The organism is Nocardia sp. NPDC046763 (genome assembly GCF_040645495.1).
Taxonomy (GTDB): Bacteria; Actinomycetota; Actinomycetes; order Mycobacteriales; family Mycobacteriaceae; genus Nocardia.
Window position 1 is genome coordinate 161,568 of sequence record NZ_JBEYYI010000004.1, and the last position, 23,440, is coordinate 185,007.

General features: G+C 67.7%; 19 protein-coding genes. 11 read left to right on the forward strand and 8 right to left on the reverse strand.

The genetic code is table 11. From position 1 onward, the window contains the following. The first annotated feature begins 75 nt into the window (after window positions 1-75). The 9 genes from ABZ909_RS08160 to ABZ909_RS08200 all read left to right on the forward strand — a co-directional run bounded on the left by ABZ909_RS08160 (window position 76) and on the right by ABZ909_RS08200 (window position 7,614). Window positions 76-357: a hypothetical protein gene (locus ABZ909_RS08160; RefSeq protein ID WP_356997003.1), complete on the forward strand. Its 282-nt coding sequence runs from the start codon at window positions 76-78 to the stop codon at window positions 355-357. A gap of 21 nt (window positions 358-378) precedes the next feature. Next, the gene (locus tag ABZ909_RS08165) at window positions 379-1,914 is read left to right on the forward strand and encodes a hypothetical protein (protein ID WP_356997004.1); all 1,536 of its coding nucleotides are present in this window, start codon (window positions 379-381) and stop codon (window positions 1,912-1,914) included. Window positions 1,915-1,960: 46 nt separating this feature from the next. Next, a complete protein-coding gene (locus ABZ909_RS08170; RefSeq protein WP_356997005.1) occupies window positions 1,961-3,838 on the forward strand; it encodes a hypothetical protein in 1,878 nt (625 codons plus the stop codon). Window positions 3,839-3,842: 4 nt separating this feature from the next. Beyond that, entirely contained in the window at window positions 3,843-4,637 is a 795-nt protein-coding gene (locus ABZ909_RS08175; RefSeq protein WP_356997006.1) for an ESX secretion-associated protein EspG, read from the forward strand. Then, complete coding sequence (locus ABZ909_RS08180) at window positions 4,630-4,992, forward strand: hypothetical protein (protein WP_356997007.1); 363 nt, start codon at window positions 4,630-4,632, stop codon at window positions 4,990-4,992. Before ABZ909_RS08175 ends, ABZ909_RS08180 begins: the two co-directional genes overlap by 8 nt. A gap of 94 nt (window positions 4,993-5,086) precedes the next feature. Then, on the forward strand, window positions 5,087-5,443 hold the full coding sequence (locus tag ABZ909_RS08185) for a hypothetical protein (protein ID WP_356997008.1): 357 nt from the start codon (window positions 5,087-5,089) through the stop codon (window positions 5,441-5,443). A 181-nt stretch (window positions 5,444-5,624) separates the two neighbouring features. Continuing rightward, window positions 5,625-5,939, forward strand: coding sequence for a type VII secretion target (locus ABZ909_RS08190; protein ID WP_356997009.1), 315 nt, complete (start codon window positions 5,625-5,627; stop codon window positions 5,937-5,939). Continuing rightward, the gene (locus ABZ909_RS08195; RefSeq protein ID WP_356997010.1) at window positions 5,936-7,198 is read left to right on the forward strand and encodes a hypothetical protein; all 1,263 of its coding nucleotides are present in this window, start codon (window positions 5,936-5,938) and stop codon (window positions 7,196-7,198) included. The genes ABZ909_RS08190 and ABZ909_RS08195 overlap by 4 nt, the downstream gene beginning before the upstream one ends. Before the next feature lie 98 nt (window positions 7,199-7,296). Further along, window positions 7,297-7,614 (forward strand): PE family protein, encoded by a 318-nt coding sequence (locus ABZ909_RS08200; RefSeq protein WP_356997011.1) that lies wholly within the window; start codon window positions 7,297-7,299, stop codon window positions 7,612-7,614. Window positions 7,615-7,781: 167 nt separating this feature from the next. Here the strand turns inward: ABZ909_RS08200 and ABZ909_RS08205 are convergent, their stop codons facing one another. After that, window positions 7,782-8,252 (reverse strand): hypothetical protein, encoded by a 471-nt coding sequence (locus ABZ909_RS08205; RefSeq protein WP_356997012.1) that lies wholly within the window; start codon window positions 8,250-8,252, stop codon window positions 7,782-7,784. A 41-nt stretch (window positions 8,253-8,293) separates the two neighbouring features. Then, the gene (locus tag ABZ909_RS08210) at window positions 8,294-16,687 is read right to left on the reverse strand and encodes an alpha/beta hydrolase (RefSeq protein ID WP_356997013.1); all 8,394 of its coding nucleotides are present in this window, start codon (window positions 16,685-16,687) and stop codon (window positions 8,294-8,296) included. Window positions 16,688-16,925: 238 nt separating this feature from the next. Between ABZ909_RS08210 and ABZ909_RS08215 the strand changes: the two genes are divergently transcribed. Beyond that, window positions 16,926-17,585 carry a hypothetical protein gene (locus ABZ909_RS08215; RefSeq protein WP_356997014.1) on the forward strand — a complete coding sequence of 220 codons (660 nt, stop codon included), beginning with the start codon at window positions 16,926-16,928 and terminating at the stop codon, window positions 17,583-17,585. 23 nt (window positions 17,586-17,608) lie between these two features. On the opposite strand, the gene ABZ909_RS08220 is transcribed toward ABZ909_RS08215, so the two are convergent. Together ABZ909_RS08220 and ABZ909_RS08225 are read right to left on the reverse strand one after the other, a co-directional pair. After that, window positions 17,609-18,127 carry a YbaB/EbfC family nucleoid-associated protein gene (locus tag ABZ909_RS08220; RefSeq protein WP_356997015.1) on the reverse strand — a complete coding sequence of 173 codons (519 nt, stop codon included), beginning with the start codon at window positions 18,125-18,127 and terminating at the stop codon, window positions 17,609-17,611. 9 nt (window positions 18,128-18,136) lie between these two features. Continuing rightward, a complete protein-coding gene (locus ABZ909_RS08225) occupies window positions 18,137-18,451 on the reverse strand; it encodes a hypothetical protein (RefSeq protein WP_356997016.1) in 315 nt (104 codons plus the stop codon). 162 nt (window positions 18,452-18,613) lie between these two features. Here ABZ909_RS08225 and ABZ909_RS08230 point away from each other — a divergent pair, with 162 nt between their 5' ends. After that, a complete protein-coding gene (locus ABZ909_RS08230) occupies window positions 18,614-19,168 on the forward strand; it encodes a hypothetical protein (RefSeq protein WP_356997017.1) in 555 nt (184 codons plus the stop codon). A gap of 3 nt (window positions 19,169-19,171) precedes the next feature. Here ABZ909_RS08230 and ABZ909_RS08235 read toward each other — a convergent pair whose 3' ends face one another. From ABZ909_RS08235 to ABZ909_RS08250, 4 genes are all read right to left on the reverse strand, one after another. Next, complete coding sequence (locus ABZ909_RS08235) at window positions 19,172-20,821, reverse strand: hypothetical protein (protein ID WP_356997018.1); 1,650 nt, start codon at window positions 20,819-20,821, stop codon at window positions 19,172-19,174. A gap of 204 nt (window positions 20,822-21,025) precedes the next feature. After that, the gene (locus ABZ909_RS08240) at window positions 21,026-21,529 is read right to left on the reverse strand and encodes a YbaB/EbfC family nucleoid-associated protein (protein WP_356997019.1); all 504 of its coding nucleotides are present in this window, start codon (window positions 21,527-21,529) and stop codon (window positions 21,026-21,028) included. A 2-nt stretch (window positions 21,530-21,531) separates the two neighbouring features. Then, window positions 21,532-21,855 carry a hypothetical protein gene (locus ABZ909_RS08245; RefSeq protein WP_356997020.1) on the reverse strand — a complete coding sequence of 108 codons (324 nt, stop codon included), beginning with the start codon at window positions 21,853-21,855 and terminating at the stop codon, window positions 21,532-21,534. 37 nt (window positions 21,856-21,892) lie between these two features. After that, window positions 21,893-23,434, reverse strand: coding sequence for a hypothetical protein (locus ABZ909_RS08250; RefSeq protein ID WP_356997021.1), 1,542 nt, complete (start codon window positions 23,432-23,434; stop codon window positions 21,893-21,895). Window positions 23,435-23,440: the final 6 nt, after the last annotated feature.

Sequence of the window (23,440 nt, forward strand, 5' to 3'; positions counted from 1 at the left end):
ATGGTTCAGGCAACCGCACGGTCGTTTGCGATATGTGATGCTGACGGTTGGTTTTCGAAACGGAGGAGGGTGGACGTGCGCGGTAGCCGTCCGAGCGAGGAGCAGTTGCGCCACAATTTCGAGTCCGCGCTGGCCGCTGCCCGGCAAGGTCTCGGCGTGCGCAGCGCGACTGGTCTCGACGCGTCGGTCAAGGATGCCCTGTGGGCGATCGCCCGCGCTCATCCCGATATCCCGGACGCCATGATCGCCGCCGCCGAGCGGTCCTTCGCCGGTCAGCTGGACGGCCGCAATGCCGACCGCTGGCGCGCGGAGATGTCCCGTCGGATCGCCGAATTCGATTCGACGACCGAGAGCTAGCGGCGCACAGGAGACAATCGCGTGACACATTCGCACGACAACATCGAAAACCCGCCCGCCGCACCGGAACCGGTCGGGGAGGGCTCGGATTTCGACAGCCTGGCCGCCGTCCTCGGTGTCGACGAGATCCAGGCGGAGCCCACGCCCGACATCGGTTTCAGCATGACCGCGGTCGAACCGGATATCCCGCAGCGCGCCCGTACCCTGGCCCACCGCATCGCCCAGGAACTGCGCGATGCGGCCCCCGAGGGCTGGGCACGGGTACAGGCATCCTTCTCGCTCACCGTGACCGGCCAGCGCGCCCGCATCGACTATTCCGACGACCAGCAGCGCCACGCACAGGTGTCCGCGTGGCCTTCGGTCCTCGCACTGGTCGCCGAACACCGCGGTCTCTCCGCCGAACTGGGTGACCCGTGGTGGCGGTTGGAGCTGCAATTGAGTGCGGCCGGTGAACTGGACGTCGACCATGACTACGGTGACGAGCCCTTTCCGGCCGACCAGATGCTCGCTCTCCAGGACTATCTGGCCGATCTGGAGGCCTACCCGCGCGATACTGTGCCTACGTGGCTGGCCGCGTTGCTCCGGCACAACGACCGTCAGTCCCGCACCCCGCGGCAGGCCGCGACCGCGGCCCGCGCCGATAGCGAATCCGGCTATATCCCAACGGTTTCAGAAGACGACTTCCCGAATCTTCCGGTGCTGTGGGCACGCTGGGCCGCCATCGCGGCCGCGTTCGTAGCGGTCGGTTCCGAGTGGGGGCCACGGGTTCTCCCGTCGTTCAGCTGGTTCGAGGGCTCCCGCCGGTCGGGTTCGTCGCTCTATCTGCTGCCCGGCGGCCGGGCAGTCCTGTCCGGCGGCGTCTGGAACGCACCGGAATTGGTGACCGCCTACGACGATGGGACGCCCCTTCCGGATCTGTACGCGGGTGCCCCCGACTGGGTCGCCAACCCGGTGCTGAACACCCGGGCCAGTGGCGGCATGCTCACGTTCTGCTACTGGTGGGAGCGCGGCCGCTGGTACCGCGGCGCCTCTCCGGCAGCCGCCGAGCTCGCCCCCGCGGTGCCCGGAATCTGGACCGCCGCCACCGTCGCGGGCGTGATCTGCGATCTTGTCGCCGTCGAGCCCTCCGACGAACTGCGGTCCGCGGTAGCCGAATTCGTCGCCGCCGCCGAGCGTCGCGATGTCACCAGGGCCGTGCTGGAGGCTGCCTTCGGGTCGCACGATCTGGATTCCGCGCACTACCAGTTGGCCATGGCCGGGGTGGCGCGCCTCGGCCCGGAACCGCTGCCGGAGCCGGAGGCGCTGGACGCGGTCCGTCACCACCTGCGCACCGAGGACATCGACACCACCGCCTATCCGCTGGATCAGCTTCGCGCGGAACGCCTTCCGGTGGGGTGGATGGTCTACGTTCCCACCGAGGGCGACGAACCGGTGATCGACCGGGCGCTCTACTACGTCACCGACGACGGCGTGGTGGAGGCGACCACCTCCAGCATGCCCGCGTCGATCTATCTTCCGGGCATGGAACAGCGCTTCCGCCAACGGCATTCGCAATGAGCGACAGGTAATCTTTCGACGCGATGGGTGAGTTGAGGAGCGGGGCATGACTGACAAGATCTACAACCCCTGGGTGGATCTGTCCCGGCAGGCGCACCACGGCGGATTGCATATCGAACCCGGCATCGCGAAGGAGGCGGCCGGTTACGCCGCGGACGTCGTGTACGCCTTGACCGAGGCGAAGAAAAGTACGAAACCGCTGACCGAGTACACCGGCTTCAGCAACAACGGCGTGCTGCAATCGGCCCTGAATCTGATGGACCGGTACAAGGAGCAGGGCTCGTCCGTCGACGGCATCATCGACCACCATGTGTCGCTGCTGACCTCCCTGGCCGACACGCTGATCGCGGCGGGGAAGGTCTACGACAACCAGGACCAGGACTCGAAGGCGACGTTCAATAACCTCCTGGGCGCGGCGAAGGGCCACGTCGATGTTCAGACGCTGCCGAAGGCGGGCACGACCGAAGTCCCGTATTGGTCCGGCAAGCCGCCCGGCACGGACGACCCGAACCTCCAGGACATGAACGCCGTCGCGCAGTTCAACAGCAAGGGGGGTGGCTACGGCGCGATCGGCAGTGAGGACCCCGGCATGCATCGCGGCAAGTGGTTCTTCGATGTCCGTGACGGCATCGACGCGCACGCGGTGGCCGATTCCAGCGCCGCATGGAAGACCTTGGCGGGCACGGTGGATGCCAGCTACGAGCAGCTCACCGAGCGCATGAAAAGGATTCAGGAAAGCGGCAACTGGGGCGGTGACGGTGTGGACGGCGCGATGTCGGCCACGGCCCGTTTCGTCGCCGAATCGTCTGCGTTCACAACGGATCTCAAGGCGATGGCCGAGAGCGTCCTGTATTTCTCGGGCACTCTTTTCAACACGGTGACAGCGATGAATCTGCCGTCCGCCTGGAACGACTCCTGGGCCAATACCGACACCGAGGTCCAGTACGCCAATCAGGGTAAGGCCGCGTTCACCAGCTTCTATATCCCGGGTCTGGCCTTCGCGAGCGGCTCGGTCCCCAAGCTGCACGACCCGACCGCGCAGCCGACGCAGGACCCGTCGTGGTCGCCGCGTTCCGATTACAGCGGGACCGGACCCGATTCGCGGTCGGGTGGCCCGCACGGCGGCGTCTCACCGACCGGTTCGGGAACCACCGGTGCCGAGGCCGCCAAGAAGCCGGGCGGTAAGACCGGTCCCAAGGGGACCCATCCGGGCAAGGATGATCCGCATCACAAGGATCCCAAGGACAAGGATCACCACGATCCGAAGGACAAGGACCACAAGGACCCGAAGGACCCGAAGGACAAGGATCCCGGCGGCAAGGACAAGGATCCGACGGGCAAGGACAAGAACGATCAGCACCCCATCGAGAAGGATCCCTCCAGGACCAACCCCGGTTCGTCGGACCCGAGCTCGTCGAACCCGAGCTCCTCGTCGAATTCGGGTCAGAGTTCGGCCCTTTCGGGGCTGCAGAGCGCGCTGAGTTCGCTGACCGGGTCGCAGTCGCAGACCACCGACCAGAAGAAGTCGCAGGACCTCGAGGACCGGCTGAAGAATTCCCCGCTGACCAACCTGCTCGACGACCTGAAGAAGCCGCTGGGCGGCTCCCCGGGTGGTGGCGGCCCGGGTGGTTCCCCGGCGCTCAAGCCGGTGGAACCGGCCAAGGCCCAGTTGTTCCCGCGCGCCGCAGTCGCGGATGCGTTGGAGGCCACCAGTACCGGCGTCGCCCGCGCGGGTGTCGCCGCCGGCAGCACCGCCGCGAGCGGCATGGGCGGCGGCGGTATGGGCGGCATGGGCCACGGCGGCGGCGCGCACGGCGCCCAGGGCAAGGACCACAAGCGCCCGGACTTCCTGGACTCCAGCGAGCACCTGGACGAGGCCATGGGCAAGGCGCCGATTGTCGCGAAACCCGTGGTGGAGGGCTGAATCGGTGCTTCGAACCTGGAAGTTCACCGACCTCGAGTTCCTGGCGCTGTGGGAGGGCCTGGGTGAGGAGTTCCTGCCGCGCCCGCTGACCTTCGTCAGTCGCACCCGGTGGTGGGATGACCATCTGGCGAATTTGGCTCGCGCCCGTGAGAGCCTGCTCGCCCGGGAGCCCGACTACACCGAGGTGCTGCACGCCCTGCTCCAGCCGGAGGTGCGGATCGAGGTGCACGGCTGGGACGGCCGTGATCGGCTCTCGGCCTCGGCCAGCATTCGCCTGTTGGGCGTTCGATCCGGCGAGGCCGGGTATCTGCTTGTGCAGCAGCCGGGCGAAACCTACGCGCACAGTGGCGGTTTCACCCTTTCCGAGTGCTACGCCGAGGAGCTGGCCGAGCGGGTGGTGGCGGCACTGCCGGACACCCCCGCGGGCCGGGAGTTCCCAGGTGGGTCGGGCGGCGATCTGGTGCTCGCCGAGACCGAGGACGTCGCCGAGACCGACTACGACTTCGGCATGTCTCCCGCGCACGAAACCCTGGATGGCACCGTTGTCACCCGTGCCGCCGACTTCCTGGCCGCCGCCGCGCCGAGCATGGGCACTATCGATGTGGTGCAGGGCCGTTCGCGTTTCGGCCCGCGCGGCATCGCCCGCTTTCGATGGCAGTGGCGCGATCTCGAGGACGATGGCCGTTACGTGGTGACCGGTGACCATCCCCCGGTGGCCGTGGCCGCCGACTGCCGCCGCATGGTCGCGACCCTGGAGACCCACATCGCCGAAGTGGTGCAGGTGATGGCCGATGAGTGAGGGAGACAGCGAGCGCGTGGAATCCCCGGACTTCCCGACCTTGTTCACTCTGTCCTCGCGGACCGGCTCGATCGTGGTGACCACCACGGAACAGGGCCTGCCCCGCGCGATTTCGGTGGAACGTGATCAGCTGCGCGGCGACCCCGAGTTGCTGGCGGCCGACATCCTGCGGCTGTGCCGCCAGTCCGCGGCCCGCGCCGGAGCCGAGCGGCGGGCGCAGCTGGCGGCTGCCGGTCTGGCTCCCGAGCTGCTGGCACTCACCGGTCTGCCGACCATGGCGGAGGTGACCCGTCAGGAGTATGTCGAGGAACAGGAGTACGAGACGGAACCCGACAGCTGGCTGCGCCCGATCTGAGCTGATTCCGGATGCCACGGGCCATCCGGCTACTGTGTTCTCGTTCGACCAGAGCCCGACAGGCTGTGCCATGACCCCCGCGACGGAGTAGGAAATGCGAATCAGCGGCGACCAGGTGGAGCTCGACGACGACGGGTTCACCTGCTACCAGGGCGAGCCCTACACAGGGGAAGTCGAGAGGTTCGCGGACAACGGGCAGCTGGTACACCTCTACAACTACATCGACGGCGTCGAGAGCGGGCACCAGCAAGGGTGGTGGCCGGACGGAACCAAGCGGATCGAGGGCGTCACCGATATGGGTGTCGCTGTGGGGGAGTGGCGGTACTGGCATGCCAACGGCCAGTTGTCGGAGCGGGTGGTGCTGGACGAGCGCGGGCGGGTGCTGATCAGGCAGCGCTGGAACGCGGCCGGTGCGCAGACCATGGACAAGACCATTCGGCCCGCACCGTGAACCGGTCCGCGGGGCACGATGAATTGGACAGTGCGGCAACATGATCAGCCACTCTCGAGGCAACCTGCGGAATACTTGATGTTCACCGCGGTGTTCGCCAGTTCGTGAACTTTTCGCTATGCCGGGCGAATCACCGCTCTGTATAGTTCGATTCGAAAACGATCTTCTTGATGGGGGTCTCATGACTTTCGTTGCCACACCGGACGCGATTCGCGCCTACGGAGACGCGTCGGCCACCATGGCGAGCGCGGTGGCCGGTGCCGCCGCCGTCGATCAGGTCGCCACGGTGGCCGGGCTGGTGCCGGTGTTCGGTCTGATCGGTCAGGACTTCTTGCTGAGTTATGCAGGCGCACAGGGCAATCACCTGACGTCGGTCGCTGAACTCGCCGCCGTGCACGCGGGGACGGCGGTCACCGCCTACGAGGCGGCGGCCGATTACGAAGCCGTCGACGACGCCGCCGGAGTCGACTTCCTCTCCCTATCGCGGGACCTGTGAGTACGCCCTTCGACCAGGGCTCGACCGGAGCCGTGCAGGCCACGCCCGCTGCGGCGAGCGCCCAGTCGGTGGCGGATGCCTTGCGCGACACCAACTTCGCGCCGCTGCTGGACAGCCCGGTCGGCGATGTCCTGCAGACGCTGGGCCTGCCCGCGCTGCCGCAGCTGCCGTCCGTGCCCCCGCTGCCGGACATGCCGCCGCTCCCCACCCTGGATCTGACCGCGCTCACCAAGCCGCTCACCGATCTGGCGTCTTCGTTCGGCACCGGCCAGCTGGGTCAGGGGCTGGACGCGTCGAAGATGCTCTCGGGCGTCTCGAGCGCGTTGCAGCAGGTGATGTCGATCGCCCAGTCGGTCATGTCGCTGGCCAACTCGAACTCGTGGCAGGGTTCCGGCGCGACCGGCGCGGCTGAGAAGGGCACCGCGGCCCAGACCAACGCGCTGGAGCTGGAAGGCCAGAACTTGCACCAGAAGACAGTCATGGCCGGCGCGGCGACCTCGGTGGCCACCGGCGCGGCCCTGATGTCGGCCATCATCACCAAGTTCGTCACCGGCGTCACGGTGGCAGCCCCCTTCATCGGCACTCCGCCCGGGCAGGCGTTCCTGCTGTCGCTGGCCACCGAGACGGCCGCGGAGGCGACCGCCACGGTAGCCAAGACGCGCACCGAGATGACGGTGCACAGCGCCAATATGACCACGGCCGGACAGAAGGTGAAGGTCACCGACGCCCCGAAGGGCGTGGACTCGATGTCGCAGGTGACCCAGCTGCTGAGCCTGATCTCGCCGCTGAGCAGCGCCGCGAGCACCGGCGTGCAGCAGTTGCAGCAGCTCCAGTCGATCAGCCAGACCTCCGAGATGCAGCCGACCCAGGACACCGAAGTGGTTGGCGGGCCCAAGGATTCGGTCGGCGCACTCGGTGGCGGCGGCCTCGCGCCGATGGGCGGTCCGGGCGGCGGCGTGGGCACGCCGTCGACGCCGCTCGGCCAGGCCAGCCCCCGCACCATGAGCGCCTCCACCACCCCGCCCGTCCCCGTGCCCGCACCGGTGCCCGGCACCGGCGTGGGCGGCATGGGCAACGGCATGATGCCGCCCATGGGCGCAGCGGGCGCGGGCGCCGCGCAGGCCGGTGACGCGGACGAGGACGTACGCACGAACATGGTCACCGCCGAACACGGCGACGAGGTCGTCGGCGAGCTGGGTTACACCGGCGTCCCGGTGGTCGGCGCGGTCGGCACCAACGGCCCGCGTCCGGCGCAGTGATCGACATGAGCATGGCGCGGGGCTTCGACATGAGCACGGAGATCGGGTCGTTGTATGTCGGTGCGACGCGGTAAGATTCGCGCCGAAAGGGAGGGACGATGAGCGAATTCAACTTGGGCGGTGTGCGTTTCGACGCGGACACGGTGCTGTCCGCCGCCGCTGACCTGGAAGCCATGGCAGACCGCCTGGAGGCCGCCGTAGGCGCGGACACCCCGGCCCTCTCGGTACCGGCCGCCGGTTCGGACAAGGTCTCCCTGGCCGCAGCCGACACCCTCACCGCGGTCGGCACGTCCTTCGTCACGCAGACCGGCCTCGGCGTCGACGAACTACGCAAACTGGCCGCCGTCGTCCGAAATCAGGCCACCACCTTCGGCCAGGTCGAGGTCGACAACTCCACGGACTTCACCAACCTCTGACCGCGGGCGACCCCTCGCAACCCGAGGGGAGCCCACGAGTCTCGAGGCGATCCCAGGAGTCTAGAGGGGGTTCCAGAGAGCCTGGGAGTCCCAAGGGTGAAACCAGCCCAAGGGTCTCGAGAGGTTCCAGGGGTGAAACCCCTGAGAGCTCCCGAGAGTCAGGTTCCTCAGTGCGGTCGTGCGGAGGGGTGGTCGATGTGGGTCGGAAGCGGTTCGCCCGCCTCCGATTCCGGGTCGAAGGGGGGAGTCGTTCCGGCCAGGCTGAGGTATCCGTTCAGGCTCTGGTTGAGGGCGAAACCGTAGCCGTCGGGGGTGCGCGCGTATCCGGCACGCGGGAACGCGTCTTCGGTGCTCGTCGCCCAGCCTTGCTCGCTCCATGCCCGCAGCACCAGATCGAAGACGGCGTCGCAGGTCTCGGGTGTGGTGCCCAGGACCCAGTACCTGATGTCCAGGAATACCAGCGTGTTGTCGGGATCGCTGCCGTCCCAGGACAGCGTCACGCCGTTGTGGAACACCGCGTTCGGCAGGTCTGGATGGCGCAGTGTCAGCCCCACTCCGGCGGGCAGCGACCGCAGCGTCGCGTCGAAGTGCCGGAGCAGTTGCGCGCGGGCAGCGGCCCGCGTTGTCGCCGTCGCCATTCCGTCCTCGTTTCGTCGATTCCGTTGGGTGGCCCGACCGTTCAGCGCAGCAGATCCTTCCGGCCGACGATGATCAGCCCCAGTTTCCGGAAGGAGTCGTAGTCGTCGCTGAAGTAGTTCTTGCCGGTGTGGTCTTCCGGGTTCCAGCCGAGCCGCGTCGGGCTGGGTGTGGTGCCCGACTCGAAAACCCTAGCGCCGAAGTCCGGGTCGTCGGGTTTGGGCCCGTGGGTGGGCGGCATCAGCTCGAGCGAGTCGTACTCGGCCATGGTCGCGAAGACGTGGTCGCCGATCTCGGCCGGATCGACGCCGGTCAGTCGCAGATCCTGGACATTTTCGACACCGGTGCCGATGCTGCCGATGAAAACCAGCGCATCGGTATTCAATTCGTGCCCGTGCCCGGCCGCGTGCCCGGCGGTGACGCCACCGTACGAATGCGCGAAGGTGGTGATGTTCGCGGGCGGTCCCTGCTGGGTGGCCCGCAGCCCGTCGTGGAACTCCCGCAGCTTCGCCGCACCGCCCTCGGCGTGCTCGGAATGCATGCCCTGGACCAGCGAATTCGGGTTGTTGTAGGCGCCGAACAGAATCACCGACGTCTTCGCGTTCGGGTCGACGAACAGCGAGGCCTGCCGCACCTGTTCCAGCGTCTCGAGTGCGTAGCCGACACCGCTGCGCCGCCGGAACGCACCGGCCACTTCGACGACCACGTGCCGGGCGGTATCCGGATCGCCCAGGGCGTAGATGTACTGGAGCTTCTCGTCGAGATACGACAGGTGGACGGCGGGCTTGCCCTCCTCGGTCGGCCGATCGAGATAGCTCTCCATATCCCGAAGGATGTCCAGGCGGTCCTGGATCTGCTTTCGCTCGGCCACCACCTGCGGCGTCTCCGGCTCGGCCTGTGCCCGCGCCATGTCCTGCTCGGCTTGGTGCCGCAGCATGTCGAAGGTCTGCCGGTTGTACCGATCGCGGTCGGCGTGCGGTATGCCGTCGCGGTTTCCGATGAACGGGTCCGTGCTATGCCAGGCGTCCTTCTCCTCGGGGGAAAGACTCTGCCACTCGTGGTGCAGTTCCTGGGGATCGGTCGGTAGCCGGTGGTCCGGATCGGTCGGGAGCCCGGCGTCCGGCACCGGCGTGCGGTCGGGATACTCCTCGGTACCCGGCGGCCATCGGAACCAGCGTTCCCCGGTCCGGGCATCCTCGACCATGTGATGGTCGCCCACGAGCCGGATCGGTCCCGAGTCCGGCACCTCGTGTGCCTGTGCGAGATGCTCGGCCATCTCGGCCCGGTAGACCATGTGGGTCCGCATGATGGCGCCGTGGGTCGGATTGGACAGGTAATCGAGTGCGTCCGCGGCCCGGCGCTCGAGACGGACCTGCTCGATGTATTCCCGGTCAGCAGGGGACAATTCATGGTCGCGACGGCCGACATCGCTGAGCAGCTCGTCGACTCGCGTGCGCGCATGCTCGTTCAAGTACTCGGCGACGATCGCGCGTCGCTCGGCCGCACCCGGTGTGCCCTCGCGCAATCCGAGTTGTTCGACCAGGGCCAGTGCTTCGTGCCGGGTCTCGGGTGAACCGTCGTGTGCCAGCCCGGCCAGGTCGCGCAACTGCCGGATCCGGCCGAGATCGTGCGGGGTCGGCGCGGCATCGTGATCGACCGGACCCGGTCGCAGGACGCCCTGATCCGGTACGCGCGCCTGATCGATCAGTCGCGCCAGATCCGGATCATGCTGAGCCAGTAGCCGTTCCACGGTGGGTGCGTGCTCCGGGTCGTGCAATCCCAGGTGGTTCATCAGATCGTTGAGATCGCGGCGCAGGGGCTCCAGGAGCTTGGGCTTGACGCGCGCCGCGACGCCCTCGCCGATCTGGTCGACCAGGACGCGGAGTTCGGCGAAGCGGCCACCCAGATGCGAGGTCATGCGCGTGGGCCGATCGTCGACCGGATCGATGACCACGTTCTCGTCGTGGGCCAGCCGGATCTCGGCCAGCTCGTGCGCGACCGCGCGGACGACATCCCCGTCCCGGGCGCCGGGGGAGACCTGGATGTCGTACCCGGTGATCCGTCCGGATTCGTCTGTGCGCGCAGTGAATTCGGCGACGGCATTGCCGGAGGTCGGGCCGACGTCGACGCGGATGTCGAGTGTTCGCCCGTCGTGCGTCATCTCGAACCGGCCCGCCTCGTGGTTCCACGCGACGTCGTCGGGCTCGATGAGCCGCAGATTCTGCTCGACCTTGTCGACCACCGCGTCCCGGGTCAGCGGGTCCGCGCCGACAGGCCGTGCGTCGCCGCGGAATTCGCCGACCGGGCTCGCCGTACCGTGCTCGGCACCCGGCTCGTGCGTGCCGTGCGGGTCGTAGGTAATCACCATGCGGTGTTCGGGCAGCGGCGGGTTGTAGGTCGCCATCAGCTTGGTATTCAGCTTGTTACTGGCACCGGCGTCGATGGTGTAGTCGTAGTTCTCATTGCCCGGGTGCGGGAATTCCTGGTACTTCTGCTTGAACGGGTTCCCCCCGTCCGGGTACTGCCGTTCGATGGCGTCCCACAGCTTGGTGCCCAGAATGTGATTGCGGTCGCCGGGCTTCCCGTCCGTGGTCTCCGGCTTCATGTCCCACTGCACCTCGACCCGCCCACCCGGGGCGAGGGTCTCGGGCAGTCGCGCGGCGATCTCGCGGTAGACGTGCTCGGGCAGGTCGGCGCTGACATTGTTGATGAAGATCCGCGCCACCTCGCCGGTGGGCGCGGCGGTCAGGATATTGCCCTGGGTGAGCAGGTCGCCGAAGACCATGACGGTGCCCGGCTCGGTGAGCGGTCCGGGATCCAGGATGCCGAGATCGCGTCGGCGCTGGCCCTTGATGGGGAATTCGGAGGCGAGTTCGGTCTTGATGATCAGTCCGCGGCCGGCACGGTCCGCGTCCGGTGTCATCTCGACGGCGAAGGCGCTGCGGCCGACGCCGATATCGATGGTGTGGCCCTCGACGCCCGTGGCGGGCAGCCGCTCGTGCCGGATGCGTTTGTTGTCCGCGCCGAAGACGTTCTGCTCCAACGGCAGCCGGTGCTGCGGCCGGGGCCGGGACAGCACCTCGACGGCGGACTTGCCCGCGACCGCGTCGTGGACGACCACGGTGTACTCGACATTGAGCCCGTGTTCACCCGCGCCGCGGTTGGCGCTGTCCACCCCGCGCAGGAAGTCGCCGAGGTTCGTGGGCTCGCCATCGACTACGAGCAACCCGGTGGTGTGATCCATGACGGCGTCGATCCGGTCCAACCCGGGCGCGAAATCATCTGCGGCCCGGTACATCTCCTCGAGGACCTGCGGGCCCAGGGCCTCGTGGAACTTCTCGGGCATGTCGTCACGGAACTGGGCGATGGCCATCTTCATCGCCTGGGCGCGGTCGACTCCGCTCAGCGCCGGGTCGTTGATGGCCGTGTTGAGCGGGTCGAGCGCGTTCAACAGGTATTCGATGTCGACGGTTCTGCGCGCGGCCTTGGTGCTGGGATCGAACAGCGGGTCGAAGACGCGGCGGGCCAATTCCTCGCGCATGCGTCCGTCGAGCGCCATCCGCTCGGTCCGCACCACATCGGCGGCGTGGTCGCCGGTCAGCAAGTGCTCCAGCTGATTCAGATGTTCGGCGCCGGCGTGCTCGAAGCCGGATTCGGTCAGGTTCCGGTCGAAGGCGGGCCGATGCTCGTGCAGGCCTTGCTCTTCGAGCTCGAAACGCCGCGCGAGCTGCGGATCGTGATCGGCGAGCAGCTGCCGCGCGGTCGCGGCGTGCTCGGGATCGTTCATCCCGAGGTGCTCGGCCAGATCGTGCAGATCCTGGCGTAGTCGCGGAAGTTCATGTGCGCGAGCGGGATCGGCGATCGCACGGTCGATGTGCGCTTCGAGGACGCGCATCTCGGCGAACCGGCCACCCAGATGGGTGCTCATCTCCGAGGGCCGATCGTCGACCGGGTCGATGAGGATGTCCGGGTCCTGCGACAGCCGGATCTCGGCCATCTCATGTGCGAGCGCGCGCACCACGTCCTGGTCGCGGGCCCGCTCCGAGAGCACCACGTCATACCCGGAACCGTCGGGCCGAGCGTGGAATTCGGCCACATTGCCGTCGCTGGTCGTGCCGACGGTGACGGTCACTTTGCCGCCGCCGTCGGGAAGCAGGAAGTGGTTCTCGTCGCGGTTCCACGAGACGCCCTCCGGGGTGATGAGCCCCAGATTGTCCTTGATCTGGTCGAGCACGAACTCCGGCTGCAGATTCGCCTCGCCTTGGCGGGCATCGCCGTGGAAGTCGCCGATCGGACTCGCGTGCCCGTGCTCGGCGCTCGTGTCGTATGCCCCGGCCGAATCCGGCTCGTAGGACATGATCCACCGGTGCTCGGGCTGCGGCGGGGAGAACCCCTTCATCCGCTGGTGCGGCAGTTCGTTGCTGGAGCCCGCGTCGATGGTGTAGTAGTAGTCCGGATTTCCCGGGTGCGGGAAGTCTGTTTCCTCCACCTTCTTGAATGGGTTGCCGCCGTCCGGGTACGGCTTTTCCATCGCGTCCCACAGCTTGGTGCCGAGAATGTGGTAGCGGTCGCCCAGCTTGCCGTCCGGCTTCTCGGGCTTCATGTCCCACTGGATCTCGACCCGGCCGCCGGGCGCCATGATCTTCGAAAGATGCTCGGCGATGGGGTGATACGCCTCGTCGGGGAGCTTGGCGCTGACATTGTTGATGAAGACGCGCGCGATGTCCCCGCCGAGCAGGTGGCCGTTGCCCAGCAGGTCGCCGTACACCATGACCGAGCCGGGTTCCATGAGCGGTCCCGCGTCGAGGATGCCGAGATCGCGGCGGCGCTGCCCCCCGATCGCGGCGTCGGCGAGTTCGGTCTTGATGATCAGCCCGCCACCGGCCTTGTCGGACTCCGGGACCATCTCGACGGCGAACCCGCCGCGGCCGACGCCGACATCGATGGTGTGCCCGCCCGCCGCGGCCGCCGGAAGCGCGGGCCGGGGCTGGTGCTCGATGGGCGTGTTGTCGTCGCCGAACCGATACTGCTCCAGGGGAAGTCGATGCTGCGGCTGCGGGCGGGGCAGCACCTCGACGGTGGACAGGCCGTCCACCGCGTCGTGCAGGACGACCGTGTATTCGACGGTGAGGTGATTGTCGGTCGCGCCCCGATTGGCACGGTCGATGCCGTGCAGGAAATCCGCCAGGGTGGTCTGCTCGCCACCGATGTGCATGCGCCCGGTCGCGTGGTCGATGACGGCGGTGACGCGGTCGGGCGCGGTGGCGAAGGCGTCTGCGGCGGCGTGCATGCGCGCGAAACGCTCGGGGCCGAGGGCGTCCCGGGCCGATTGCGGCATGCCGTCGTGGAATTCGTCGATCGCCCGGTGAATGGCGGCGGCCTGCTCATGCCCGCGCAGCGTCGGATGGTTGATGGCCGCATTGACCGGATTGAGCGCCTTCAGCAGGCCGGGTACCTGGCCGCGGGCGGGCTTGGCCTCTTCCTCGAAGATCGACTCGAAGACGCGCCGGGAAAGTTCCTCGCGCATACGGCCGTTCAATCCCTGCTGTTCGGCGCGCAGCAGATCCTCGGCGTGATCCCCGGTCATGTGCTCGCGCAGCTGCTCGAGATGCTGTTCGGCGGCGTGCTGGAACTCGTCCTCGGTGAGGTCCCGGTTGAAGGCCGGCCGCTCGGAGAGCACGCCCTCCTCTTCCAGCCGCAGCCGGTGCGCGAGATCCGGGTCGTGTTCGGCCAGTAGCCGTTCCACGGTCGGCGCGTGCGCCGGATCGTTGAACCCGAGATGGTTCATCAGATCGTGCAGGTCGTGTCGGAGGCCGGGCAGACGGTCCGCCCGGGCCGGGTTCATGGTCGCGTGATCGATCTGCGTGGTGAGCGTCCGCAGTTCGGCGAACCGTCCGCCCAGCTGGGTGGACATCCGGGTGGGCCGATCATCGTGCGGATCGATCAGGATGTCGTCGTCCTGCGACAGCCTGATCTCGGCCAGCTCGTGCGAGAGCGCGCGCACGACGTCCCCATCGCGGGCCTTGTTCGAGATCCGCACGTCGTAACCGTCGGCGCTGGGCACGAATTCGGCCACGTGCCGGTTCGAGGTCTCGCCGACCTCGATCCGGACGATGCGCCCGTCGGACAGGACGAAGTGCCCCTTCTCCGGATTCCACGACACCCCTTCGGGTGTCATGAGCCGCAGGCTCTCCTGAATCTGGCCGTGCACGTACTCGAGCGTGAGATCGCCCGAGCTCCGGGCGTTTCCGTGGAAGTCGCCGACCGGACCGGCGGCGGCGACATCGGCCGGGCGCGCGTCCGCGGCTCGGGGGCCGCGGTCGGCGTGCGGAGTCGTATCGACCGGGAACGGGATGATGGTCGCCCCGTCCGGGTGGGTCCCGTCCGGGCGGGGTGTTGCGTCACCGGACAGGTTCAGGAAGTCGCCCGGTTCGCCCGCGTGCGCGTCGACGTGCTGCTGGTCGCCGTTGCTGCCTGCCTCGGTGCGGTGCCCGGTCGGTTCGACGCCGGTGCGGTTCGCCTGCACGGGGGCGTCGGGGCTGGTGGCGCGATCGACACCGGCACGGGTGTCGGGGGCCTTTGGCGAGCCGCCCTCCGCGGACTTGGGTGCCGTTCCATCGACGGGTTTGGCCGCACTGCCGTCGACGCCGCGCAGCGAGTCCCGTGACAAGGGGATCACCTTGGCCGAATCCGCTGCGGGCAAGCGAGTCTCGGTGCCGGGTGCGCTGTTCGAGGTGCCGTTGTGCGCGGACGAGTTCGCGGCACCCTGTGCGGGATCACCGACCGGGCGGAGGGTGGTGTCGTTCGAGAACGTGATCCCCGCCGTGGGATTCGCGTCCAGGGACGGATCCGATGTTTGATTCGGCGTTGATTCCGTTGTCCGCGAACCTATTCCGGTGTCATGTGTACGACCGGTCGGATCCGTGGTGGCCGACGCGTCTCCGGCGCGATGTTCCGGAGTGCCGCTCGTGTCGGCCCGGCTGGAGTCCCCGGACGTCGAGTCGCCCGTGTGGTCGCCGACCGTCTGGGTATCGGCGGAGCGGTGCGACGAGGAATCGCTTGCGCCGCCGTCGTCCTGGACATTCGCGTCAGGGCGCTCGCGCCTGCCGTCGGAGGAGAAACCGCCATTGTTGTCCGACCGCGTGGAGTCGCCATTGTGGTCCGTCGACTGGTCGTGCCCGTGGTCGGTGGGAGGGGCGTCGGTGGCCGCCGTCGCGCTGGCCGCATGCAGCTGGGGTCCGCCGGATTGCTGACCCTGACCGTTGTCGCCGCCCTGGCCGCCGTTCGACTCTCCCGTGTTTCCGTGCTGCCCATTGGCGTTCGGGTCGCCGGTACCGCCATGCTGGCCGGTGTTGCTCGGGTCCGCCGTACCGCTGTGCTGCCCGGTATTGCTCGGGTCGCTGGTACTACCGTGCTGCCCGGTGACGCTCGGATCCCCGGTGGTGCCATGCCCGTTGCCATTGGCATCGACGTTGGTGGTACGGCCATCCGGGGTGGCCGGTGTGTCGACCTTGGTGCCGGTCTCACCGGGTACGCGCGCGCTGCCGTCGCCGTTCTCGCTGCCCATGGGCCGTCCGGCGTGCGGGGATTCACCGACGTAGCCGTGCAGACCACTGGGTCCCGCCCCGGCGAACATGCCGCCCGTGAGCGAGCGCGGGTCGAATGACCAGTCGCCGTTGACCATTCCATTGGCCAGCCACCCCGCGCCCGCGCCGCCCGCTCCGGCGGTCGCGCCGGTGAGCATGCCGCTGAACGCGCCCTTCCAGCCGCCACCGGCCTCGCTGGGCAGGACATGGTGCGCGCCCAGGCCGATCGCGCCGCCCGCACCGCCGGACAGTCCGGCGACCAGAGCGTTCTTCCCGATCGCGTTCCAGTCGAAGCCGTGTCCGTGCCCGTCCAGGTTCTGGATGGACTCGACGAGCAGTTCCTGGGCGGTGGCCTGGACGGTGGAGATCACCGCGCCCTTGCCGATCTCGTAGATGAGCTTGGGCAGGATCTCCCGCAGCAGTGCGTTGGTGATCCGGCTCTCGACCAGCTCCGCGATCCGGTCCGCGAACATCTGGCCGAGCTTGCGGAACGCGATGCGCGCCGTCGCGAAGACCGCGGTCTCCGACTCCGGCGCGAACGGTCCCGTGGCCGCCGCCCACGCGAGCTCGCCGATCAGCCATCCGCCCGCGATATAGAAGTTGAGCTTGGCCCCTTGCAGCTGATCGCCGAATCCGTCGGCGGCCGTGGACAGCTGGCGATAGTTGTCGCCGAACTCCTTGATCGACCCGTGCCCGGAGCCGTCCCCGTCGCGCAGCGGCGTCAGCCACTTGAGGATCTCCTCGCCGCCGTTGCCGTCCGGATAGGCCTTGCCGATCGAATCGATCAGATGGTCGAGATCCCCGAGGAGCTTATCGGCGTCACCCGCAACCGATTCCAGGTCGCGGCCCATCTGCCACATGGTGTCTTCGTTGCCGTGTGGCCATTCGGAGCCCACCAACCAGCTCAACCACTCGAGCCACGATGGAAACTCCAGAGCCACAGGCCACCTCACGCCGGTCGGTTCTGATCTTGGCGAGAATGACTGTGCCACAAGGACACAGATGAACTCAACACGAACGGCGAATGAGTCGCCGGTGACCGACCCGCGTACACCCGGCGGTGATAGGGTCCGGCGGGAAGGAGGCCGCATGGGCGACATCTCTGGCGCACGCGAGGAACTGGACCGGCTGGGCGCGGCCCTGCGGGCGCAACTCGTCGAGCTCATCACCGATCTGACGCCCGGTACCGGTCTCAGCCTGCTGTTTCTCGACGCACCCACGGTTGTCGACTGGGCCGATCCGCCGCGCTACCACTACTCGGGCCTGATCCGCGGCCAGCGGCCAGCGACCGTTCCGGCCGCCGATCTCGTCGAGCGTGCGGCTGCCTTGCTGGCCGCCGCGGGCTGGGAGGTCGGCACGGAGGAGGTAGAGGCGGGTGCCGTGGTGGTCACCGGTCACCGCCAGGGCAACAGCATCGAAGTGCGTGTGAGCGGCCGGAGTTCGTCGGTCATGTTCAGCGGCCAGACACCCGCGCTCGCGCTGAGCGGCCCGGGGGAGTTCCGTCGGCCGGACCCGGTGCGGACTCCCGAAACCCTGACTCCCGGCTATGTACTCTGCTACGAGTGCGACGGACTGGGTGCCTGCCCCGAATGCAATGGCAGGGGCCGACTGTCCAACGGGCACATCTGCCCCGAATGCAATGGCGGCCGGTTCTGCCCGATCTGCCGGGGCGCGGGTCAGCTCGCTGTCTCCGAGCTATCACCCTTCCAGCGCACCTATTACCCCGAATTGCGCGGGGCACCTGAGTAATTCAGCACCGATAATCCGGTAACTCACCACCCGGAGTCGGTGGCTCCCCGCTTCTCCTGGTCCTCGGTCCACGCCTCGTAGCCCACCGCATTGCCGAAGTCGGGTGCGGGCTCGCCGAGCTGGGACAGCCGTTCCCGCGAGCGCGGGGGAGCGAGCGAGGCGGGCTCGATCGTCGGCGCCTGGGATTCGATATCCGGCATACCCTCGATCAACTCCGACAGCCTGGGCATCCGCGCGCGTCGATCTCGCAACGGCTGCAACAGTTCTCGCCCCTGGCGCGCCACGTCGGTCGCGGCGTTCTGGGCGGCCGTCGTCACCGCCTTGGCGATCTCCTCATAGGTCAGCTCGCCGATATCGGAGGAGAACCGCGTCGCGATCACCACCCCGTCCGCGTTCACCGTCACCTGCACACGCCCACTCGCCGCGGAGGCGCTGGCGACGAGCTGGGTGCGCTTGCGCGACGCCTCCGCGATCTCCCGCATCTGCGTCGTGAAGTCCTCGAGGATGGCGGCCTTCGCGACTTCCCCGTTCTGCCTCGTCATTTCGCCCGCCTACGCGAAGGAGTCGTGGTTGCCGTGCTCCATGTCGTCGAGCTTCTTGGCGGATTTCGTCAGCCCGTGGTGCAGATTCTTGAACGAGTTTGCCAAGTTCTCGGTTCCACTGGCCATGTTCTCGCTACTGGTGGAGAACCCCTTCGCGCCATCGGCGAACTTGCCCCCGAAATCGTCATCGCCCCACCCCGAGGCACCCGGCGAGACCGCGGCCCGGGCATGGTCGGCCATCGACTGCAATCGCGCCTGAATGTCCCCGGCGAACCCCGCGGCGTCGCGCACCGGGTCCGAATGTGCCTGAACTCTCCCAGCCATGATGTGCCCCTCGCGAGTGAGCCGAATCCCTGACACCGTGCCCCGCACGGCAAGATCGACTGTCCCACAACCGATCAGTGAACACAACATGAACGAGACGTGCCGCCACGGGCCTGGCAAGATCAACCCCACACCGTCCGCCCCGGCCGAAGGAGCCCCCGTATGCCCGACACCCTCCCGCTGGCCAGAACCAACGCCGAGGCCCGCCTCTACCTCACCCTCCAGCCCTGCCCCACCTGCGGCGAGACCCGCTGCCAGTTCCGCAGCGCGGTGGTCACCGTCGGCGACGAGCTGGCCAGCCGCTACACCGGCGAATGCCCGACCTGCGGCACGGCCCGCGCCTACGAGTTCCGCCTCCCCGCCGACATCCTGCCCCCGCCCGCAGATTCCGTCCGCTTCGGCGCGGACAACCCCTCCGAACTCCTCGACCCCGGCGTGTGGCTCTGGTACGCCGACAACTGCATCCGCCAGGTCCCGCCCACCACCGCGGGCCTAGACGACCGTGCCGCCCGCACGGCCCGCCACACCCTCGCCACCGCCCTGGCCGCCGTCGAGGAGACCCTCAAATTCCTCCCACCCGCCACCGACCGAATCCCCGCCTCGGCCTTCACTTCCCCCCGAGGCCGCGCCACCTACGAAACCGAACCGGGCCGCTTCACCCGCCCCCGCCTCGAGGCCCTGCGCGACACATACGTCGCCGCGCTCTCGGCGGGGTAGCCCTCAACCTGCGGTAATCACCCGAATGGCCGCATCCTGCGCGGCCTCGCTGACCTCTCCCACCCGAAACCCGCGCCCGGTGATGTGCCGCACCAACTCCGGCTCGGGCGGCAGCCCGTGCTTGTGCAGATAATGCGCCACCGCCCCCGCCCACACCCAGGTCCCATCGGTCCTGAAGTTCAACGGCACATCCCGATCCGCGGGCACGAACTCATCCTGCTCGAAACTCCTGGCCGCCAACACAATCGGCGCACTCTCCAGATACGCCAACACCGCGGTCCGCGTATTCCCCTCCAGCGACTCCCGATTCACCACGGGACGCCCGTCATCGTCCTTGCCGTCGTACACCTTCGCCATCCGCGGCGGAGCTGCTGGGACCTGTTCAGGCTCGATCTTGACGGTCGCCTCGACCTCCGGCGCGGAGGGCGCGAATGGATTCGCGAGTGTCGCACCGGGTGCGGGATTCGCCACCGTGGCAGCAGGTGCGAAGGGATTGGGTGCGGGCGCACCTTGCGCGAATGGATTCGGCGCGGCCGAAGCCTGCGCAAACGGATTGGGCGCAGCACCCACCGACGCAGGCGCGGCACCCACCGGCGCAAAGGGATTCACCGCCCCCGGCCCGCCGGGCATCGCCCCGGCCGGCGGCATGAACCCCGGCCCATAGCCCACCCTCGGCGGTGTCATCAGCCGCGGCCGCGCCAACTGCGCCACCAGCCCCGCCACGGTCGCGGCGAAGGATAGGACAAGTGTGATCACCTTCAACCAGAACCCGGCTCCCGCATACTCCCAGAAGTTCAGTCCCTCCAAGGAGAACGCAGTACACAGCCCACTGATCGCGGTCGTGAAAATCAACCCGGCAGCGGCTCCAGCGGCCGCTCGCACCGCCGCGTTCCGCACCCCCGCACCGGCCAGCAAGGCGACGGCCACGATAGCGACGGCGATCAATCCCAGCGCGAAATGCGCGGCGGGCAACGAAACAGAGTCGGGACCTCCCGCCCAGATGGATATGACATCCGAGGAACGTCGCACCAGCGAGGGGAACGAACTCCAGAAATCGACCGCCGCGGCCACCAACAAGAAGACGGCCCCCACCCGATCCGCCGCCCCACCGCTCGGCTCCTGCGCCACCCCGCGCTTGGCCACCACCGCATCACGCAACGCGCTCGCCAATGCCGCGATGGCAACCAGCATCACCAGTATGATCACCCAGAATCCAGACCCAGGTGAAACGTGATCCCCGAACTGGCGTGAATACCCCACCACATTCCCAGACGCCATCTGCAGCACCAACCCGCCCGCAAACGCCGCCGCCCAGAACAACACCCGCCGCCGAGCCCCCGCCCCCACGGCAAGCAAAGTCCCAACAACCCCGGCGCTGATCACCATGAGCACATACGGCGCAGCAGAGAAGTACTCACCAAATGATGTGTGCCACCCACGCCCCGCGTTCTTCCAGACATAGATGTCCCACGAATCGCCGTGCAGCCCAATAGTCATCACAGGCAGCCAGAACATCGCGACCGTCAACACCGCCGCCGCAATCAGCAAAAACCCGGTAACCCGCCCAACGCTCGGCGCTTCACCCACCTGCGCCGAACTCCCCGGCACCGGTGCAGCCCCACTCATGAAGCCATCATTCCGTGTGTAGGCCATAGACTCTCGCGCCTCTCCCGATACAAAATATGCCCCGTAGCAGCCCGAAACAGCCCATCCTCAACCCCATCGGTCCGAGCCGTCCGCCCCACCTTGTCAATAATCAAGGTCCGACTCATCCCCTCCCGACTGGGCCCGAACCAATACTCAGATTCCTCCGGCTCATCCCGGACCTGCCGGTAGTAGACAAGCAGCCCCACGCTGTCACCAGTCGTCCGCGCGAATTCGGCCGGGTGTGATGTCGTCGAGGTCCTCGACATCGGTGAAGGTCATGCCTTGGTCGGCGTGTTGGTGCCGCTCAGGGGAATTCGGGGGAGCGGTGGAGGCGGGGATCGGTTCCGGGATGCGTTCGGTGAGGTCCGGCAGGCCCTCGATGAGGTCCGACATCTTCGGCATCCGTCCGCGCCGTTCCTGAATCGGACTCATGAGTTCGGCGCTCTTGCGGCCCAATTCGGTGGCCGCGGCCTGCGCGGCCTCGGTGACGGCCTTGCTCAACTCGTGGAGCGAAAGGCCCTCGAGATCTTCGTCGAAGCGGGTTTCGATAACCGTCCCATCGGCATTCACCACCACCGTGACCCGCTTCTGCAGCGCGTATCCGGTGGCCATGAGCTGCGCCCGTTTCTGCTGCATCTCGCCGAGAACCCGCATCTGCTGCTGGAACTCGTCGAGCATCGAGGCCAATTCGGTCTTCGCGCTCTCGTTGGCCATGGTTACTTGCCGAACGCGTCGGCGTTGCCCTGATCGGTACCGTCGAGCTTCTTGCCGGACTGGTTCTGCCCGTCGGAATTGTTCTCGGCGTTCTTTGCCAGAGTCTCGGAGAGGCCCTTCAGCGTCTTGCGGGCGGCCAGGTAGCCGGACCCGTCCTCGGTACCGGCGAATTCCTCACCATAGCTGTCGTTTCCCCACGGTTCGCCCTTGCCGCCGGTGCTGGCCATGAGACCGTCCACCACCCCACGCAGCCGACTGTTGACCAGGTCCGTTTTGGCCGACGCCTTCTTCAATAGCTCGGGATCGACGTCGAGTTTGTCTGTCATCAGGTATTACTCCTCCCCATAGCAGCCGGTCAGCGCGTCAGCCGCGCTGCCACATCCGTTCCTGAAACCGCTGAGTGAACCCCGCGATGTAGACCGTCGGCGGCACCGAGGACGAGGACGGCTCGATCACGCCGTCGTCGGCCATGTAGTAGATCGCGCGACCGATCATGATCTCGCCCGGCCGGGTGGGCACGAAAACCATCCAGCCGTTGTCGATTCGTTCGGCGGTCAACTGGTCGAGGGGGTAGCCACTGGTGTCGGTACCGCGCGCCAGGATGAATCGGCGGACCTGCTCGATGGCGTCGATCCGGCTCAGCGGCGGCGCGGTGACAAAGGTCCGAAGGCCCGCCAGAGTGAACTGGTTCAGGGCCGAATCCACATCGTGTTCGGCCGGATCGAAGACCGCGGCCACTGTCTCGTAGGTCACCAGTCCCGCCTGTGCCGCTGAAACCAGCGTCGCGACAGCAGATTTGGTGGTGTCGGTAATTGTCTTCCCGGCGGAGGTCATGACCTGCAGGATCACTTCGACGGTCGAGTCGGTGGTCCAGATCCCGGGTACGGCGGCAGCTATGCCGGGGCCGTCCGGCGATTCCCCCCGGAACCACTGTCCGTCCTCCCACCAGTAGCAGAAGGTCAGCTGCCCGGTGGCCGCCCGCGGATTCAACACCGCGTCGGTCACCCAATCCGGTGCGCCCGCGTACAAGCTGGGTAGTAGAGCGCCGTCGTTGTAGACAGCATCGAGTTCGGGTGCGTTGAGCACACCGCCCGAGATGACCGCCCGATCTCCCGGCAGCACGTACAGCGTGCTCCCACTGCGATTCGGTCCCTCGAACCAGGCGAGCGACGGCAGCATCCGGGGGCCGTTCGGTGCGTCGAGAGCGACGAATACCGCTGCGAGCGTGGTCCAGTGCGACCACATCAGCGGTAGCGGCGGGAAGACCTCGGTCGTCGCCTGGCCGCGAATCTCCTTCGCGCGATCGGACCGAGCCTGCTCCGCGGCGACTCGCGGCGAGCGCATCAGGCGTCCACCGTGGCTGACGTACGCGGCCAGCCAAACGGGTAGTCGGTTGCGCGGGTACTCGCGCAGATCGGCCAGATACGCCTCGGCCGGAAATAGTTGGTTGTCCGGAAACGGCTCGTCGCCGTAGTCGTAGTCGGTCTGCACCTGGCCCGCGTTATTGAGGCTGATTCGGATCCGCCACCACGGTCCTTCGCTCATCCCCGCCGCGACGTCGCGCTGCTCCTGCACCAATTGCAGGACCGACTGCGCGGGTTCGACCTGAACCGCCTGCTCCCCGGCCGAATACACGACGCTCCAGGTCTTGTCGGTCACGGTCCACGCGAAGGTCGCGTCGACCCGCTCCCAACCCTCCGGTGCGGCGGCCGCGAGTTCCTGGGCGATCCGATGCGTCAATCCCCGCGCTCGCTCGATGATCTCCTGCTCATCGGCCACCGCTTCGGGACCGGGATGCGAAACCAGGCTGAATCCGATGTCCGGCTCCGCGTTGGACTCCGCGAACCCAGCCATGAACGACTTCATGAATTCGTCGTCCGGATTCCCGCCCTGAGGTCTGCTCACGTCCCG

Bases quoted from the DNA above. Each gene is read 5' to 3' on its own strand.
- ABZ909_RS08170 (WP_356997005.1), top strand. From the start codon at position 1,961: ATGACTGACAAGATCTACAACCCCTGGGTGGATCTGTCCCGGCAGGCG.
- ABZ909_RS08180 (WP_356997007.1), top strand. From the start codon at position 4,630: ATGAGTGAGGGAGACAGCGAGCGCGTGGAATCCCCGGACTTCCCGACC.
- ABZ909_RS08185 (WP_356997008.1), top strand. From the start codon at position 5,087: ATGCGAATCAGCGGCGACCAGGTGGAGCTCGACGACGACGGGTTCACC.
- ABZ909_RS08190 (WP_356997009.1), top strand. From the start codon at position 5,625: ATGACTTTCGTTGCCACACCGGACGCGATTCGCGCCTACGGAGACGCG.
- ABZ909_RS08200 (WP_356997011.1), top strand. From the start codon at position 7,297: ATGAGCGAATTCAACTTGGGCGGTGTGCGTTTCGACGCGGACACGGTG.
- ABZ909_RS08205 (WP_356997012.1), bottom strand. From the start codon at position 8,252: ATGGCGACGGCGACAACGCGGGCCGCTGCCCGCGCGCAACTGCTCCGG.
- ABZ909_RS08210 (WP_356997013.1), bottom strand. From the start codon at position 16,687: ATGGGCCGCGACCTGGAATCGGTTGCGGGTGACGCCGATAAGCTCCTC.
- ABZ909_RS08215 (WP_356997014.1), top strand. From the start codon at position 16,926: ATGGGCGACATCTCTGGCGCACGCGAGGAACTGGACCGGCTGGGCGCG.
- ABZ909_RS08220 (WP_356997015.1), bottom strand. From the start codon at position 18,127: ATGACGAGGCAGAACGGGGAAGTCGCGAAGGCCGCCATCCTCGAGGAC.
- ABZ909_RS08225 (WP_356997016.1), bottom strand. From the start codon at position 18,451: ATGGCTGGGAGAGTTCAGGCACATTCGGACCCGGTGCGCGACGCCGCG.
- ABZ909_RS08230 (WP_356997017.1), top strand. From the start codon at position 18,614: ATGCCCGACACCCTCCCGCTGGCCAGAACCAACGCCGAGGCCCGCCTC.
- ABZ909_RS08235 (WP_356997018.1), bottom strand. From the start codon at position 20,821: ATGGCCTACACACGGAATGATGGCTTCATGAGTGGGGCTGCACCGGTG.
- ABZ909_RS08240 (WP_356997019.1), bottom strand. From the start codon at position 21,529: ATGGCCAACGAGAGCGCGAAGACCGAATTGGCCTCGATGCTCGACGAG.
- ABZ909_RS08245 (WP_356997020.1), bottom strand. From the start codon at position 21,855: ATGACAGACAAACTCGACGTCGATCCCGAGCTATTGAAGAAGGCGTCG.